The sequence below is a fragment of the uncultured Rhodococcus sp. genome (genome assembly GCF_963525155.1).
Lineage (GTDB): Bacteria > Actinomycetota > Actinomycetes > Mycobacteriales > Mycobacteriaceae > Rhodococcus_F > Rhodococcus_F qingshengii.
In genome coordinates this window covers 1-13,658 of record NZ_CAURKP010000144.1, presented here as the reverse complement: position 1 = coordinate 13,658, position 13,658 = coordinate 1, and the positions used below count along the sequence as shown (strand labels likewise).

Below are 13,658 nucleotides of genomic sequence, written 5' to 3'. Positions count from 1 at the left end.
CATGTCTATGCGGTTCTGAACCTGTATCCGTACAACCCGGGGCACCTGATGGTGGTTCCGTACCGCAAGGTCGCGGCACTCGAAGACCTGACGCCGGAGGAGAGCGCCGAGTTGATGGCGTTCACCCAGCAGGCGTTGCGGGTGATCAAGAGCGTGTCGAATCCTCACGGATTCAACGTCGGCCTGAATCTCGGTGCCGCTGCGGGCGGTTCGCTGTCCGAGCACCTTCACCAACACGTAGTGCCACGTTGGGGCGGCGACGCCAACTTCATCACCGTGCTCGGTGGGGTCAAGGTGATGCCGCAATTGCTGCGGGAGACCAGGGGACTACTCGCCGGTGCCTGGCAACAATAGGTTGACGCATCCGGCTTCATGGCAGGATGCATTGCTGCAACGAGTTCCGAACCGGAACTCACGACGGGGAGGGTTCCTGCGGTGTTGAGCTTCTTCGGGCGCGCATCGGTGTCCAAGGTGACGGCACCTATGGGGAAGGCGCTGGTCAAGACCGGTCTGACGCCGGACTCGGTGACGGTGATCGGCACGGTGGCAAGCGTCGCCGGTGCGGTGACGCTGTTTCCGTCCGGACATCTGTTCTGGGGAACCATGTTCATCTGGTTCTTCGTCATGTTCGACATGCTCGACGGCGCAATGGCTCGTGCTCGCGGCGGCGGAACGCGGTACGGGGCGGTACTGGACGCGACCTGCGACCGCGTAGCCGACGGCGCGATTTTTGCCGGCCTGGCCTGGTGGGCGGTTTACCACGAGAACAGCAAGTGGCTGCTCGTCGCGACGCTCATCTGCCTCGTCACCTCGCAGGTCATCTCGTACGCGAAGGCGCGTGCGGAGGCGAGCGGGCTGACTGCGGACGGCGGGTGGATCGAGCGCCCGGACCGACTGATCATCGTGTTGGTCGGATCCGGCCTGACGGGTATGGGTCTTCCGTGGGCAATCCACATCGCGATGTGGGTACTTGCCGCCGGAAGCATCGTGACGGTCTTCCAGCGAGTGCTCGCGGTGCGCAATTCCCCTGGCGCCCGGGAACTTCTGCCGATCGCCCCGGCCGCATCGACGGTCGAAGGTGCGCCGGACACGGACGGCGAGGCAGAGAAATGAGCTTTGCCGAGCGTGCAACCGATCTGGGATACGCCGCGGGTTGGCGTCTGGTGCGAAGCCTGCCGGAATCGGTGGCGGTCAAGCTGTTCGACGCCGGAGCGGATTTCGCGGTACGCAAGGGCGGTCCCGAACAACTCAGGAAGAACCTCGCGAGAGTTCTGGGCACGACGCCGGAGGAAGTTCCGGATCAGTTGATCAAGGATTCGATGCGCTCGTACGCCCGGTACTGGCGTGAGGCGTTTCGTCTTCCGTCGATGGACCTGGTTGCGACAGGTAAGGCGCTGCATGCGCTGGTCGAGGGCCAGGAGCATCTGGAAAAGGCAATGGCTGCAGGTCATGGCGCGGTACTGGCGCTGCCTCACAGCGGTAATTGGGACATGGCCGGCGTGTGGTGTGTTCAGCAGTGGGGTGGGTTGACCTCCGTTGCCGAGCGGCTCAAGCCCGAATCCCTGTACGAACGGTTCGTCGACTATCGCGAGAGTCTCGGTTTCGAGATCTTTCCGCTCAGCGGAGGGGAGCATCCTCCGTTCGTCGAACTCTCCAAGCATCTTCGTGAGAACAAGATCGTGTGCCTGTTGGGGGAGCGCGATCTGGCGAAGAAGGGTGTGCCCGTCACCTTCTTCGGCGAACCTACTCGCATGCCCGCGGGCCCGGCGAAGCTCGCGATCGACACCGGCGCGCCGCTACTTCCGGTCCACTGCTGGTTCACTCCCGATGGTTGGGGTTTCAAGATCGACCCGCCGATCGACGTGTCCGGCGGAGTCGGCCCGGCCACGCAGGCACTTGCCGACCGTTTCGCGGTCAACATCGCAGCGCACCCCGCTGACTGGCACATGCTTCAGCCGCTGTGGCGCTCGGACCTCTCCGAATCGCGGCTCGCCCGCATGGAGGGTGAATGAAAATCGGCATGATCTGCCCGTATTCCTTCGACGTCCCCGGTGGCGTGCAGGCGCACGTGGTGGATCTGGCCGAGGTGCTGATCGAACGCGGCCACAAAGTGAGTGTGCTTGCGCCGTCGTCCGATGACGACGAGTTGCCGGATTTTGTGGTTTCCGCAGGTAAAGCCGTCGCGATTCCCTACAACGGTTCTGTTGCGCGGTTGTCTTTCGGCCCGACGGCGAACAACCGCCTCCGCAAGTTCATCGCGGAAGGTGACTTCGACGTTCTACATATCCACGAACCCAATGCGCCGAGTCTGTCCATGCTCGCGTTGCGTATCGCGGAAGGCCCGATCGTCGCCACCTTCCACACGTCGACCACGAAGTCGTTGGTGCTGAGCACTTTTCAGGGTGTCTTGGCTCCGTATCTCGAGAAGATCAGCGGCCGGATCGCAGTCTCGGAGTTGGCGCGTCGGTGGCAGGTCGAGTCCCTCGGATCCGACGCCGTCGAAATTCCCAACGGCGTCGATGTCGCAGCGTTTGCCGAGGCCGATCTGTTGCCCGGCTACCCGCGCGAGGGCGGAACCATTCTGTTCCTCGGTCGCTACGACGAACCGCGCAAGGGGATGGCCGTCCTTCTCGGTGCGTTGCCGGAGTTGGTCGAGCGTCATCCGGATCTCGAAGTGATCGTGGTCGGACGCGGCGACGAGGAGAAACTCCGCAAAGAGGCGGGCAAGTACTTCAAGCATCTCCGCCTGCTCGGGCAGGTCAGCGATGAGGAGAAAGCGTCGGCGCTTCGTAGTGCGGACGTCTACTGCGCGCCCAATCTCGGTGGTGAGAGCTTCGGGATCGTGCTGGTCGAGGCCATGGCGGCGGGCACTGCCGTCGTGGCGAGTGAGTTGGACGCTTTCCGCCGTGTTCTTCGCGACGGTCAGGCCGGCTTGTTGGTCCCTATCGGGAACTCCGATGCATTGGCCGAGGCAATCGATTCCGTTCTCGGTGACCCGGATCGACGACGCGCGCTGGTCAACACCGCGACAAGTGTTGTTGCCGAATACGACTGGCCGGTGGTGGCCGAACAGATCCTGCGTGTCTACGAGACCGTCACGGTTGGCGGTACCGGCGTACGCGTGGTGGGTTCATGACCTTCTCCGCTCTGACGATCTTCATTCTCGGGCTCGTCGCTGCCGTCGTCCTGGTCGTCGGACTGTGGGCGTACGGGACGGCGAACCGACTCGATCGACTGCATGTGCGTTCGGATCAGTCGTGGTTGGCGCTCGATGCGGCTCTGTCCCGTCGTGCCGCGGTTGTCCGCGCGGCGGCTGTGGACATGAGCGCCGACGACGCCCGCAGATTCGTCACCTTGGCGGACGCCGCCGAACGTGCGGATCGTCAGGATCGCGAGCTTGCCGAGAACCGGCTGTCCAATGCTCTTGCTGCCTATGGCACGACGTCGCTGCGACCTCAACTGGTCGCCGAACTGGCCGATGCCGAGGCGCGCGTGCTGATCGCCCGGCGGTTCCACAACGACGCGGTGCGAGACACTCTCGCGTTGCGTACGCGTCGACTTGTTCGCTGGCTGCACCTCGGTGGAACGGCACCGCTGCCTCAGTATTTCGAGATCTCCGAGCGCACCACCGCGGCGGCGGTGCCCGAGGGCATCACCGTGGATACGTCACGGACCTCTGCTCGCGTGGTGATGCTGGACGAGGACGATCGGGTGCTGCTGTTGCGCGGGCACGATCCCAAGATCCCGAACACTTACTTCTGGTTCACCGTCGGCGGCGGGCTCGAACGGGGCGAACACCTGCGGGCGGCTGCCGTTCGTGAGATCGAGGAGGAGACCGGATTCGTCGTGGCTCCGGAGAATCTGCGAGGTCCGCTCTGGCGTCGTGTGGCAATTTTCCCGTTCGACGGTGAGCTGATCCGTTCGGAAGAGCTGTTCTTCGCTACGCGCACTCACGGCTTCGAGCCGGTCTTCCAAGGCCACACGGAATTGGAGCAGCGTGCCATCACCGGCCATCGCTGGTGCAGCGCCGACGAGATCCGCCAATTGGCCAAGTCCGGTGAGCCGGTCTACCCGTTGGATCTGGCAAACCTCCTGGTGGAAGCGGCGACGATCGCGGACGGTACCGAGGATCCGGAAGTGCGTTCCATCCGCTGATCTTTCGGTCGTTCAGTGCTCGCGGGCAGTTTAAGGCCAGCAATGGCAAATTGGATACGGAATCGAAGGCCGGTTAGTCCTAGAGTTCTGGCCAGAGGCCTCCGAGCGAATGAACTCGTGTGTTCGCCGTGCCTCGTTTCGTTTGTCACGCCACTACTGCAGGAGTTTGCTGTGAGCACCCCCGACTCTGCCCCCACCACCGCCATCGGCACCGCCCGCGTCAAGCGCGGCATGGCTGAAATGCTCAAGGGCGGTGTGATCATGGACGTGGTCACCGCTGAGCAGGCCAAGATCGCCGAAGACGCAGGCGCCGTTGCCGTCATGGCACTCGAGCGGGTCCCCGCAGACATTCGCGCACAGGGCGGCGTCTCGCGCATGAGCGACCCGGACATGATCGACAGCATCATCTCCACCGTCAGCATCCCCGTCATGGCCAAGGCACGCATCGGTCACTTCGTCGAAGCGCAGATCCTGCAGAGCCTCGGCGTCGACTACATCGACGAGTCCGAGGTCCTGACCCCGGCCGACTACGCCAACCACATCGACAAGTGGAAGTTCACCGCTCCCTTCGTCTGTGGCGCCACCAACCTCGGCGAAGCGCTCCGTCGCATCAACGAAGGCGCGGCCATGATCCGCTCGAAGGGTGAAGCAGGCACCGGAGACGTCTCCAACGCCACCACTCACATGCGCACCATCCGCGGCGAGATCCGCCGGTTGACCTCGCTGAGCGAGGACGAACTGTACGTAGCCGCCAAGGATCTGCAGGCCCCGTACGAACTGGTCGTCGAGGTCGCCAAGGCCGGCAAGCTGCCTGTCACCATGTTCACCGCCGGCGGCATCGCCACCCCGGCAGACGCTGCCATGATGATGCAGCTCGGCGCCGAGGGCGTGTTCGTCGGATCGGGCATCTTCAAGTCCGGCAACCCGAAGCAGCGCGCCGAGGCCATCGTCAAGGCCACCACGTTCTACGACGACCCGGACGTGCTCGCCAAGGTCTCGCGCGGACTCGGCGAGGCAATGGTCGGTATCAACGTCGACGACCTGCCCGTCGGACACCGCCTCGCAGAGCGCGGTTGGTGACAGCAGGTTCGACGACCGGGCTCAGTGCCTGAAAGTCCTCACAGACGAAGGGGCGGCGGTTGCGTTGGCAACCGCCGCCCCTTCGGGGTGTGGCAGACCGATCAGATGCTGTCCGATACCTCGAACACGAACTCGACCTCGACGGCACTGTTTCGGGGTAGTTCGGCGACGCCGATCGCTGAGCGGGCATGTTGTCCAGCGGTACCGAAGATCTCGGCCAGCAGGTCGGACGCACCGTTGATCACCTGAGGTTGCTGCGAGAATCCCGATCCGGAAGCAACAAATCCAACGACCTTGACGACACGAACGATGCGATCGAGCCCGACTAAGGCATCGACTGCCGCGAGTCCGTTGAGAGTGCACAACCGCGCCGCCTGGGCGGCGTCTTCGACGGAGACACCTTCGCCCAACTGGCCGATGCACGTCGTAGTGCCGTCGACGAGCGGCAATTGCCCCGACGTGTAGACGTATGACCCCGTCTGAACGGCGGGAAGGTATGAACCTGCGGGGGTGGCAAGAGGCGGGAGGGTCAGGTCGAGTGCGGCGAGTCGTGCGGTCCAGGTACTTGCGTCGTTCATCGGTTCCTCAATGGGTTCTTTTGTCCGGGAATGGTGTTCGAGTCTGTCATCGGGAGTCTCGGCAAGTCCAAGTCGTATTTGCGCCCACCCCATCACTTTTGGTGATATTCGCCGTCGTCAGATTCAAAATGGTGTTCGAGTTGGCCACCTAAACTGTGTCGTATGTCGTCAATTCGTAACATCTCACTGGGGATACCTGTCCGTTCCGGTCACATACTCATACTCGACGGCACGGACTCTGTCACGGGGGAGAACTTTCATCGATTGATCGGTGGCGGTATCGAGTTCGGTGAGACGGCCGAGGCAGCGCTGCGGCGCGAGTTCGCGGAGGAACTCGGCGTCACGTTGGGAAGCGTCGAGTTGCTCGAGGTCGTAGAGAACATCTTCGAGTTCGAGGGGCGACCTGGGCATGAGATTGTCCATGTCTTTGCAGTCGACTCGGCTGACATCGATGCGTTTCCGCTCGACGTGCAACTCCGAGTCCTAGACGAAGGTAGTCCAGTCCACTGGGTATTGAGTGGTGGGTCCGACCGCCCCATCTACCCGGCCGAAGCTGCCCGCATTATCAACGCCCTGGTTCAGTAGGGGAATCCGTTGCCGGAACACGAGTGGCCGCAAAGGTTGCTCCGCAACAATTTTCGGTCAATCGGGATTGTTCGGACTGATTCCTGGAAATCATGGAGATCGAACGTATATTCGAATAATGTTGAGGAATGTTCGATGACGGAGTAGGAAGTTCGGGTACCGCAGCGCAGCTGTCCGGTGCTGAATCCGACTGCGCCCTCATCGATCTCATCGCCGAACTGCATGCGCGTGAGTCGATGCTCGTGGAACGGAAACTCGCTGCCATTGCCGAGTTTTTCGATCGTCGCAGCGCTGAACAGTCCGATGCCGGCGCGTGGTCGTCCACCGCGCACGAACTAGCTGAGGCCGAGCTCGGCGCAGCGTTGACCATGGGCCGTTCCGCGGCGGGAAAGTTGATCGGTCTCGGCTTTTCTCTCAAGACTCGCCTCCATCGCACGCGTGCCGCCATGGCGCGCGGAGAACTGGATCTGTATCGAGTCGGATTGATCGAGTCCGCTACAGCCAACGTCGATGACGATTTGATAGACGCGGTGGAACGGCAACTCCTCGAACAGATTTCAGCACCACCGATACACGGCGGTACCGGCCTGACCGGCCGCCGATTGACGGCGGCCATCGACCGTATCGTCGCCGTGGTGGATCCGGAGGGGATGCGCGAGCGTCGACGCCGCGCCCTCGCTGACCGGTTCGTGGGTGTGAGTGCTGCCGAAGACGGAATGGCGCGGATTTTGGGGAGCATCCCGGCGGAGGACGCACGGGCTTTCGATAGTCGGTTACGTGAGTTGGCGATGTCGGTGTGTCGACACGATTCCCGTAAGTACGAGCAGAGACGAGCCGACGCATTGGGAGCGTTGGTAGCCGGGTCGACGATTCTGCCGTGCGATTGCGGCCGGGCCGACTGCCCACAAGACCGTAGCGGGATTGTTGTGGTGCGTCGGCCGTTGGTTCACGTGGTCATGCTGGAATCCACGCTTCAGGGCGGTGACGCACCAGGTGGAGACGAACCCGCTCATCTCGACGGTTATGGCGTGATCAGCGCAGAGCATGCGCGTGACATCGCCGCGGGTGCGCTGATTCGGAATGTGAAGGTACCAGCCGACGCCGCGCTCGAGGCTGCCGGTATGGGCGAGCCAGTACCTTCGCCCGTCGTTCCTTCTGCGTTCGTGTACCGCCCGGGCGCTGTCCTCGACACCTGGGTGCGGGTGATCGCAGGAAGCTGTCAGTGGCTGCACTGCGATGTCGCGGCATGGAATTCCGATCTCGATCACACTGAACCCTTTGATCATCGCGATCCCACTCGTGGTGGAAAGACGGTGGCCTCGAACTTGAGTGCCTATTGTCGAAACCATCACCGCCTCAAGCACTCCGGTCAGTGGGTGCACACCTCGAACCCGGACCGCAGCGTCATGCTGACCTCGCCGACCGGACATTGCTACCGAACGAGGCCGTCAGGTCTGCTGGCGGGAAGGCTCGAGCCTGTACTGCCCGAGGGTGGTCGGCGTCGGCGCACACGTCTGGAAAACAAGGCCGCTCGTGTGCGGGGTGAACGCCGGCGGCAGCGGTTACGAATGCACCTCCGAATGAAGAAGAAGGCCCGGAGGAGGACCTTCGACGGCGGAGGCGATCCACCCCCATTCTGAGTAGGGCGGCATGCAACTCCATGATTTTGTATGCCCACTTTGGTGGCCGGGGGTGCGTCAGGCATTGTGTGAAGGTCGGTAGACGTCGGTACACGGGAAGATGTGGAGCATCGATGGCGAGGATCGAAGAAATTCTGGAGTTGGAACGCCTCGAGCGGGACATCTTTCGAGGAATCATCGCGGAGACCACCCTGACCCGCACTTTCGGCGGCCAGGTCGCCGGACAGGCATTGGTGTCGGCGGTACGCACGGTCGATCCGGCCTACTCGGTTCATTCGTTGCACGGATATTTCCTGCGTCCGGGAAATCCGATGGAGCCGACGGTTTTTCTGGTTGATCGTGTTCGGGACGGTCGATCGTTCGCGACCCGCTTGGTCACCGGAATTCAAGACGGGCAAGCCATTTTCACGATGTCGGCGTCCTTCCACGTCCAAGACGAAGGCATCGAGCACCAGGACGAGATGCCACCCGTTCCTGACCCCGAGACCTTGGCCATCGCCCAGGATTCGGAGGATCCCGAGACTGCGTGGCTGGCGCGTGAGTGGTCCGATTGGGACCTTCGAATGGTGCCGAAGGCCGACATCGACAAACGTCCGGGCGCTGCCGCGCAGCAGCAAGTGTGGTTCCGTTCCCGCGAGGCACTCCCGGACGACCCGGTATTTCACGTGTGCACGCTTGCCTACATGAGCGACATGACGCTGCTCGGATCTTCCCGCGGCCCCCACATGGACGTCGCCATGCAAAGCGCTTCGCTCGATCACGCCATGTGGTTCCTGCGGCCGTTCCGCGCCGACGAGTGGCTGTTGTACGACCAGACGTCGCCGTCAGCGGGCTTCGGTCGCGCACTGACGCAGGGACGAATCTTCGACAGCCGAGGAAATATGGTTGCTGCAGTCGTCCAGGAGGGTCTGACCAGGCTGTATCGCCCGAAGTGAGGTCGGCCGACGTGAGGTCGGCCGACGTGAGAACACTCGCAGTGAGACCTTCACTGGCGAGACCGCACCGCAGGCCGGGCCGGATGGTCGTATCTGACCTCGAAATCGACCTCCTCGGACACTTCTGATCGGTGTTCGAGGAGTGCCTCGACGGTCCACAGATCTGCCTCCGGTGTGTGCCGCCGCATGGCAGGTTCGCTCATGTCCAGGCGGACGCTGACGTCGAACTCCAGCCCGCGCCCGAGCAACATCGGACCGGCGATCACGATGACCGCGCGCTCATGGACGGGGATACGGGTCGAACGAGCCGATCGATCGGTGGGTTCGTCCCAGAGTTTCGGCAAGAACGCCCGTTTGGTGCGGGCTGCGGTGATCACTTCACGATCGAGTGCCGGATAGTCGAACCAGATAGTGCGGTAACTCAGCGCATCCTCGTGGCCGAACTCGTATCGCAGCGAAGCCGGCCGCACGTAGTCGTGCAGTGACACAACAGCACTCGGCCTGTTGCGCGACTCGACGGCGGTGCCGACCAGTTCCGCGAGCCGAGACGGCTGTGCACAATCAGGTCCGTCGATCGCTACTACCGCCACCGACGGAAACGATCCGCTCAGCGTTGCAATCTGCTCGGCCAAGGCGAGGGGACTGGACGGGATGAATGTACTCACGCCCACCATGGTGCCGTGCCCGCTCGCCGAGGCGATATTGTGAACCGTCATCGCGCCCAGTGCGGCGGTCTATGTTTTCGGAGGACTCATGGTTGGTATCGAGGAGATCCTCGCGCTCGAACACCTGGAGAAGGACATCTTCCGTGGTGCGGTCCATCCCACCGCACTTCAACGGACGTTCGGCGGGCAGGTTGCCGGGCAGTCGTTGGTTTCTGCCGTGAGCACCGTTGACGAGAGCTACCACGTGCACTCGTTGCACGGATATTTCCTGCGCCCGGGCAATCCGAAGATTCCGACGGTCTACCTGGTGGACCGCATCCGCGACGGGCGCTCGTTCTGCACCCGCCGGGTGAATGCAGTTCAGGACGGCAAGACGATCTTCACGATGTCGGCCTCGTTCCACGTCGACGACGAAGGTATCGAGCACCAGGACCGGATGCCCTCCGTTCCGGCGCCGGAGGACTTGCCGGACGCGCAGACCGTTCCGAAGTTGGCTGAATCGCAGTTCTATCAGGAGTGGAAGAACTGGGACATCAGAATTGTGCCCGCTGAGCAGAGCGCGTCAGCGCCGGATCTCGCCGCGCAGCAACGCGTGTGGATGCGCTACCGCGAGGCTCTGCCGGATCGTCCGTTGCTGCACATCTGCACGCTTGCGTATCTCAGTGACATGACCCTGCTCGGAACTTCGAAAGTCCCGCACCGCGGCGTGAAGACGCAGACTGCTTCGCTCGATCACGCGATGTGGTTCCTGCGTCCGTTCCGGGCCGACGAGTGGTTGCTCTACGACCAGACATCGCCGTCGGCAGGTTTCGGTCGCGCGCTCACTCAGGGGCGTATCTACGATCGCGATGGCAACATGGTGGCAGCGGTGGTTCAGGAGGGTTTGACGCGTCTCGAACGCGAACCCGACAGCCATGAGAGCAAGAACAGCCGTGAGAACAAGACAGGAACTGTGTGATGACGCGTCCGTTGATCGGTGTACTCGCCCTCCAAGGTGATGTTCGCGAGCACCTTGCTGCACTTGATGATTCGGGTGCGGATGCCGTGGGTGTCCGACGGCCGGAGGAGCTGGACAAGGTCGACGGAATCGTGATTCCGGGTGGCGAATCCACCACCATGAGCCGGCTTCTGCAGGTGTTCGAACTGTTGGATCCGCTGCGTGAGCGTCTTCGCGGGGGGCTGCCGGCCTACGGTTCGTGTGCGGGCATGATTCTGCTGGCGAGCGAGGTACTAGACACCCGGCCGGACGCCGAGCATCTCGGCGCCATCGACATGACGGTGCGCCGCAACGCTTTCGGTCGGCAGGTCGATTCTTTCGAGTCCGACCTGGAGTTCGAGGGCATCATCGGTGATCCCATTCGCGCTGTCTTCATCCGCGCGCCGTGGGTGGAGCGAGTTGGGCCGGGCGTTGAGGTCCTTGCGCAGGTTCCCGCCGCCGCGGGGGAGGCCGCGGGCCGGATCGTCGCGGTTCGGCAGGGCTCGGTGATCGCCACTTCTTTCCATCCCGAGGTTACCGGGGACCGTCGAGTGCACGAGATGTTCGTCGATCTGGTTCGCGGATAACTGGAGTAGTCAGCCTCGGCCGAACCTACAGCTCCAGTTCGCGGGCAAGGATCGCCGCCTGGACGCGTGAGGTGAGGTGCAACTTCGACAGAACTCGCGACACGTGCGACTTCACCGTCGGAGCACCGACTCCGAGTTCACGCGACAGTTCGGCGTTGGACATACCCGTCCCCAACAGCGCGAGGACCTCGCGTTCACGGTCGGTGAGCTCGCTCAATCCCAGCGGTTCGGTGGGTTTGGGTGCGCGCTGCACGAACTCGCCGATCAGGACACGCGCCGCGCGCGGAGCGAGCACTGCATCTCCGGCCGCGACGTTGCGGATAGCGCTGGTCAGCTCGTCCGCGGTCGCAGTCTTGAGCAGGAATCCCGAAGCACCGGCGCGCAGGGCCGCGAAGACGTATTCGTCGAGGTCGAAGGTGGTCAACACCAGAACCCGGCTGCGGGTCGTCCCGATGATCTGACGCGTCGCCTCGATGCCGTCGGTGCCTGGCATCCGGACGTCCATGAGTACGACGTCGGGTTGATGCGTGCGGGTGACGGTGATCGCCGACGCTCCGTCACCGGCTTCTGCGACGACATCGATGTCGTCGTGCTGCCGCAGGATCATCGCGAGTCCCGACCGGATCGCGGCGTGGTCGTCGACCAGGGCGACGGTGATCACCGATCCGTTCCGTTCGGCGCGGGGACCGGTATCTGTGCGCATACCGTCCATTCTCCGTCGACCGGAAGTGCGTCGAGTGAACCGCCCAGCAGTTCGGCGCGGTGACGCATGTTTGCAAGTCCGTGCGTTCCCGCCCGAAAACTGGATGTGTCGCGACCGATGGGGTTTCGGATCTCGATCTGTAATGCATTGTGCTGGAGAGAGATCGACATCGAGATCGGTGCACCAGGCGCATGCTTGAGCGCATTGGTCAACGCCTCCTGGGTGATCCGGTACGCCGTGTGATCGACCACGCTCGGCAGGTCGGCAGTATCGATGTCGATCGCAACGTGCACGGCGGCGCCGGCTGCCCGAACTGCGTCCAGGACGACGGGCAACTCGGTCAGCCGCGGGGGAGAGGAACGCGGGTCCGGGGTCTCGTCGTCCCCGGCGTGGAGCAGTTCGATCATCGACCGCATCTCGGAAAGGCCCGCGAGACTGCTCGATCTGATCGCTCCGATCATCTCCCTCAATCCGTCGTCTGGTTGGCCCCGTTCACCGGAGAGAGCTGAGGTGGACAGTGCCGCCTCCGAATGGATTGCGATGGCGGAGAGGTGGCTTGCGATGACGTCGTGCAGATCGCGCGCCATGGTTGCTCGTTCGTGAGCGACTGCGGCCTCGCGGTCCAGAGTGGCGAGTGCTTCGTGGACTCTGGAACGCTCGCGTTCGGCCTCGGTCAGTTCGACTTGTCGACGGATGACCAGTGCCCACCACACCGGTGTACCGAAGAACAGAGCGGTCACCACGCCTGCCCCAGCCGCAGCGCGGACGTCCTGGGTGGACAGGTAGACGAGTGCGGTGAGCGCGGCAACCGTCACCGCGGTCAGAGAACACACCACTCGGCCCAGCCGCGCCGTCCCGTACAGAACTGCGGCGTAGGTGAGATCCGAGAGGACCAGCCACATCGGCAGAGTGGGTCCCAGGGCAGCGTCGACCGCGACGATGACGGCCCCCGCCGCCAAAGCTGTTGCCGGACGCACCCGCCGGAACGAGTCGATCGCACACAGCAGAGCCAGCATCCCGATCCGAACCCCGGCGGGAACGTCGGCGACACCTCCGACATCGGTCCACATTTGGTACAGGCCGACCAGGTAGAGGAGTACCCCGATCGCGAACAGGCCGAAGGCGATGAGCGGATCGTTCCACTTGCCGACACTCCGACTTCTGGTCACCACAGACTTATCAGAGCACATCGGGGCGCCTGACTTGTCATACCAAATGATGAGGTCGGCGTTGTTCCGATGGCTGATGTGCGGATTCGATAGAGAAGACAGGCTCGACGTATGAAAATTCGCTTCGAGTTGATGATCGGCATTCTCTTGGTCGTCGGTGGCGGCTGTCTGTGGCTGTTCGCGCGTGACGCCGAGTTCTTCTGGTTTCGCGGCGGACCACTCGGCGTGATCCTCGCGATCATCGGTGCCTTCGACATCGTGAATGCAGTCCGAACGAGGGAGACAGCGATACCCGAGCGCCGAAACGACTGACGTGGAACTCGTCCTGCTCACCACGCTGGGCGGGCTCGCCCTGCTGGACAGTACGAGCATCGGAACATTGGTCGTCCCGGTCTGGATGTTGTTGATGCCGGGACGACCGCAGGTTCGCAGGCTGCTGACATATCTGGTGGTCATCACGACGTTCTATTTTGTTGTCGGGGTGGTCGTCTGGACGACGGCACGGGTAGGCATGCCAGTCGTCGCCCCGCTACTCGACACCCCCGCCGCCCGCGTTGCGCAGTTGATTCTCGGTATCGCGTTGTT

16 protein-coding genes and 1 pseudogene are annotated in these 13,658 nt (G+C 63.0%); 13 read left to right on the top strand and 4 right to left on the bottom strand.

Annotated features, from left to right (window positions below):
- The 6 genes from RWT78_RS22595 to pdxS all read left to right on the top strand — a co-directional run.
- A partial coding sequence (locus RWT78_RS22595) for an HIT domain-containing protein (RefSeq protein ID WP_314680935.1) occupies positions 1–354 on the top strand: 354 nt, incomplete at its 5' end.
- Positions 355–435: 81 nt separating this feature from the next.
- Positions 436–1,113: a phosphatidylinositol phosphate synthase gene (gene pgsA, locus RWT78_RS22590; RefSeq protein WP_007732918.1), complete on the top strand. Its 678-nt coding sequence runs from the start codon at positions 436–438 to the stop codon at positions 1,111–1,113.
- On the top strand, positions 1,110–2,012 hold the full coding sequence (locus tag RWT78_RS22585) for a phosphatidylinositol mannoside acyltransferase (RefSeq protein WP_007732919.1): 903 nt from the start codon (positions 1,110–1,112) through the stop codon (positions 2,010–2,012). The genes pgsA and RWT78_RS22585 overlap by 4 nt, the downstream gene beginning before the upstream one ends.
- Complete coding sequence (locus RWT78_RS22580) at positions 2,009–3,136, top strand: glycosyltransferase family 4 protein (RefSeq protein ID WP_003943332.1); 1,128 nt, start codon at positions 2,009–2,011, stop codon at positions 3,134–3,136. Before RWT78_RS22585 ends, RWT78_RS22580 begins: the two co-directional genes overlap by 4 nt.
- Entirely contained in the window at positions 3,133–4,155 is a 1,023-nt protein-coding gene (locus tag RWT78_RS22575; protein ID WP_042919908.1) for an NUDIX domain-containing protein, read from the top strand. Before RWT78_RS22580 ends, RWT78_RS22575 begins: the two co-directional genes overlap by 4 nt.
- A gap of 171 nt (positions 4,156–4,326) precedes the next feature.
- On the top strand, positions 4,327–5,235 hold the full coding sequence (pdxS, locus tag RWT78_RS22570) for a pyridoxal 5'-phosphate synthase lyase subunit PdxS (RefSeq protein ID WP_314680928.1): 909 nt from the start codon (positions 4,327–4,329) through the stop codon (positions 5,233–5,235).
- 101 nt (positions 5,236–5,336) lie between these two features.
- Here the strand turns inward: pdxS and RWT78_RS22565 are convergent, their stop codons facing one another.
- Positions 5,337–5,813: a RidA family protein gene (locus RWT78_RS22565; protein ID WP_314680926.1), complete on the bottom strand. Its 477-nt coding sequence runs from the start codon at positions 5,811–5,813 to the stop codon at positions 5,337–5,339.
- A gap of 162 nt (positions 5,814–5,975) precedes the next feature.
- Here RWT78_RS22565 and RWT78_RS22560 point away from each other — a divergent pair, with 162 nt between their 5' ends.
- From RWT78_RS22560 to RWT78_RS22550, 3 genes are all read left to right on the top strand, one after another.
- On the top strand, positions 5,976–6,398 hold the full coding sequence (locus tag RWT78_RS22560; RefSeq protein WP_054826057.1) for an NUDIX domain-containing protein: 423 nt from the start codon (positions 5,976–5,978) through the stop codon (positions 6,396–6,398).
- Positions 6,399–6,526: 128 nt separating this feature from the next.
- Positions 6,527–8,038 carry a DUF222 domain-containing protein gene (locus RWT78_RS22555; protein WP_314680922.1) on the top strand — a complete coding sequence of 504 codons (1,512 nt, stop codon included), beginning with the start codon at positions 6,527–6,529 and terminating at the stop codon, positions 8,036–8,038.
- Positions 8,039–8,151: 113 nt separating this feature from the next.
- Positions 8,152–8,973, top strand: coding sequence for an acyl-CoA thioesterase II (locus RWT78_RS22550; RefSeq protein WP_003943337.1), 822 nt, complete (start codon positions 8,152–8,154; stop codon positions 8,971–8,973).
- 50 nt (positions 8,974–9,023) lie between these two features.
- Here the strand turns inward: RWT78_RS22550 and RWT78_RS22545 are convergent, their stop codons facing one another.
- Positions 9,024–9,689: a hypothetical protein gene (locus RWT78_RS22545; protein ID WP_007732932.1), complete on the bottom strand. Its 666-nt coding sequence runs from the start codon at positions 9,687–9,689 to the stop codon at positions 9,024–9,026.
- A 37-nt stretch (positions 9,690–9,726) separates the two neighbouring features.
- On the opposite strand from RWT78_RS22545, the gene tesB reads away from it, so the two are divergent.
- Entirely contained in the window at positions 9,727–10,596 is an 870-nt protein-coding gene (gene tesB / locus RWT78_RS22540) for an acyl-CoA thioesterase II (protein ID WP_007732935.1), read from the top strand.
- Positions 10,596–11,201 (top strand): pyridoxal 5'-phosphate synthase glutaminase subunit PdxT, encoded by a 606-nt coding sequence (pdxT, locus tag RWT78_RS22535; RefSeq protein ID WP_003943308.1) that lies wholly within the window; start codon positions 10,596–10,598, stop codon positions 11,199–11,201. The genes tesB and pdxT overlap by 1 nt, the downstream gene beginning before the upstream one ends.
- Before the next feature lie 25 nt (positions 11,202–11,226).
- Here the strand turns inward: pdxT and RWT78_RS22530 are convergent, their stop codons facing one another.
- Both RWT78_RS22530 and RWT78_RS22525 read right to left on the bottom strand, forming a co-directional pair.
- Positions 11,227–11,904 (bottom strand): response regulator transcription factor, encoded by a 678-nt coding sequence (locus tag RWT78_RS22530; protein ID WP_054826058.1) that lies wholly within the window; start codon positions 11,902–11,904, stop codon positions 11,227–11,229.
- Positions 11,859–13,073 (bottom strand): sensor histidine kinase, encoded by a 1,215-nt coding sequence (locus RWT78_RS22525; protein ID WP_230359835.1) that lies wholly within the window; start codon positions 13,071–13,073, stop codon positions 11,859–11,861. The genes RWT78_RS22530 and RWT78_RS22525 overlap by 46 nt, the downstream gene beginning before the upstream one ends.
- 111 nt (positions 13,074–13,184) lie before the next feature.
- On the opposite strand from RWT78_RS22525, the gene RWT78_RS22520 reads away from it, so the two are divergent.
- A complete protein-coding gene (locus tag RWT78_RS22520) occupies positions 13,185–13,385 on the top strand; it encodes a hypothetical protein (protein ID WP_003943331.1) in 201 nt (66 codons plus the stop codon).
- A gap of 1 nt (position 13,386) precedes the next feature.
- Positions 13,387–13,658: pseudogene (locus RWT78_RS22515) on the top strand (hypothetical protein); the annotation flags it as partial.

Excerpts from the sequence above, each read along its gene's own strand:
- RWT78_RS22580 (WP_003943332.1), top strand. The coding sequence starts at position 2,009 with ATGAAAATCGGCATGATCTGCCCGTATTCCTTCGACGTCCCCGGTGGC.
- RWT78_RS22530 (WP_054826058.1), bottom strand. The coding sequence starts at position 11,904 with ATGCGCACAGATACCGGTCCCCGCGCCGAACGGAACGGATCGGTGATC.
- RWT78_RS22565 (WP_314680926.1), bottom strand. The coding sequence starts at position 5,813 with ATGAACGACGCAAGTACCTGGACCGCACGACTCGCCGCACTCGACCTG.
- tesB (WP_007732935.1), top strand. The coding sequence starts at position 9,727 with ATGGTTGGTATCGAGGAGATCCTCGCGCTCGAACACCTGGAGAAGGAC.
- RWT78_RS22520 (WP_003943331.1), top strand. The coding sequence starts at position 13,185 with ATGAAAATTCGCTTCGAGTTGATGATCGGCATTCTCTTGGTCGTCGGT.
- RWT78_RS22560 (WP_054826057.1), top strand. The coding sequence starts at position 5,976 with ATGTCGTCAATTCGTAACATCTCACTGGGGATACCTGTCCGTTCCGGT.
- RWT78_RS22550 (WP_003943337.1), top strand. The coding sequence starts at position 8,152 with ATGGCGAGGATCGAAGAAATTCTGGAGTTGGAACGCCTCGAGCGGGAC.
- RWT78_RS22545 (WP_007732932.1), bottom strand. The coding sequence starts at position 9,689 with ATGACGGTTCACAATATCGCCTCGGCGAGCGGGCACGGCACCATGGTG.
- RWT78_RS22555 (WP_314680922.1), top strand. The coding sequence starts at position 6,527 with ATGTTCGATGACGGAGTAGGAAGTTCGGGTACCGCAGCGCAGCTGTCC.
- RWT78_RS22575 (WP_042919908.1), top strand. The coding sequence starts at position 3,133 with ATGACCTTCTCCGCTCTGACGATCTTCATTCTCGGGCTCGTCGCTGCC.
- RWT78_RS22585 (WP_007732919.1), top strand. The coding sequence starts at position 1,110 with ATGAGCTTTGCCGAGCGTGCAACCGATCTGGGATACGCCGCGGGTTGG.
- pdxT (WP_003943308.1), top strand. The coding sequence starts at position 10,596 with ATGACGCGTCCGTTGATCGGTGTACTCGCCCTCCAAGGTGATGTTCGC.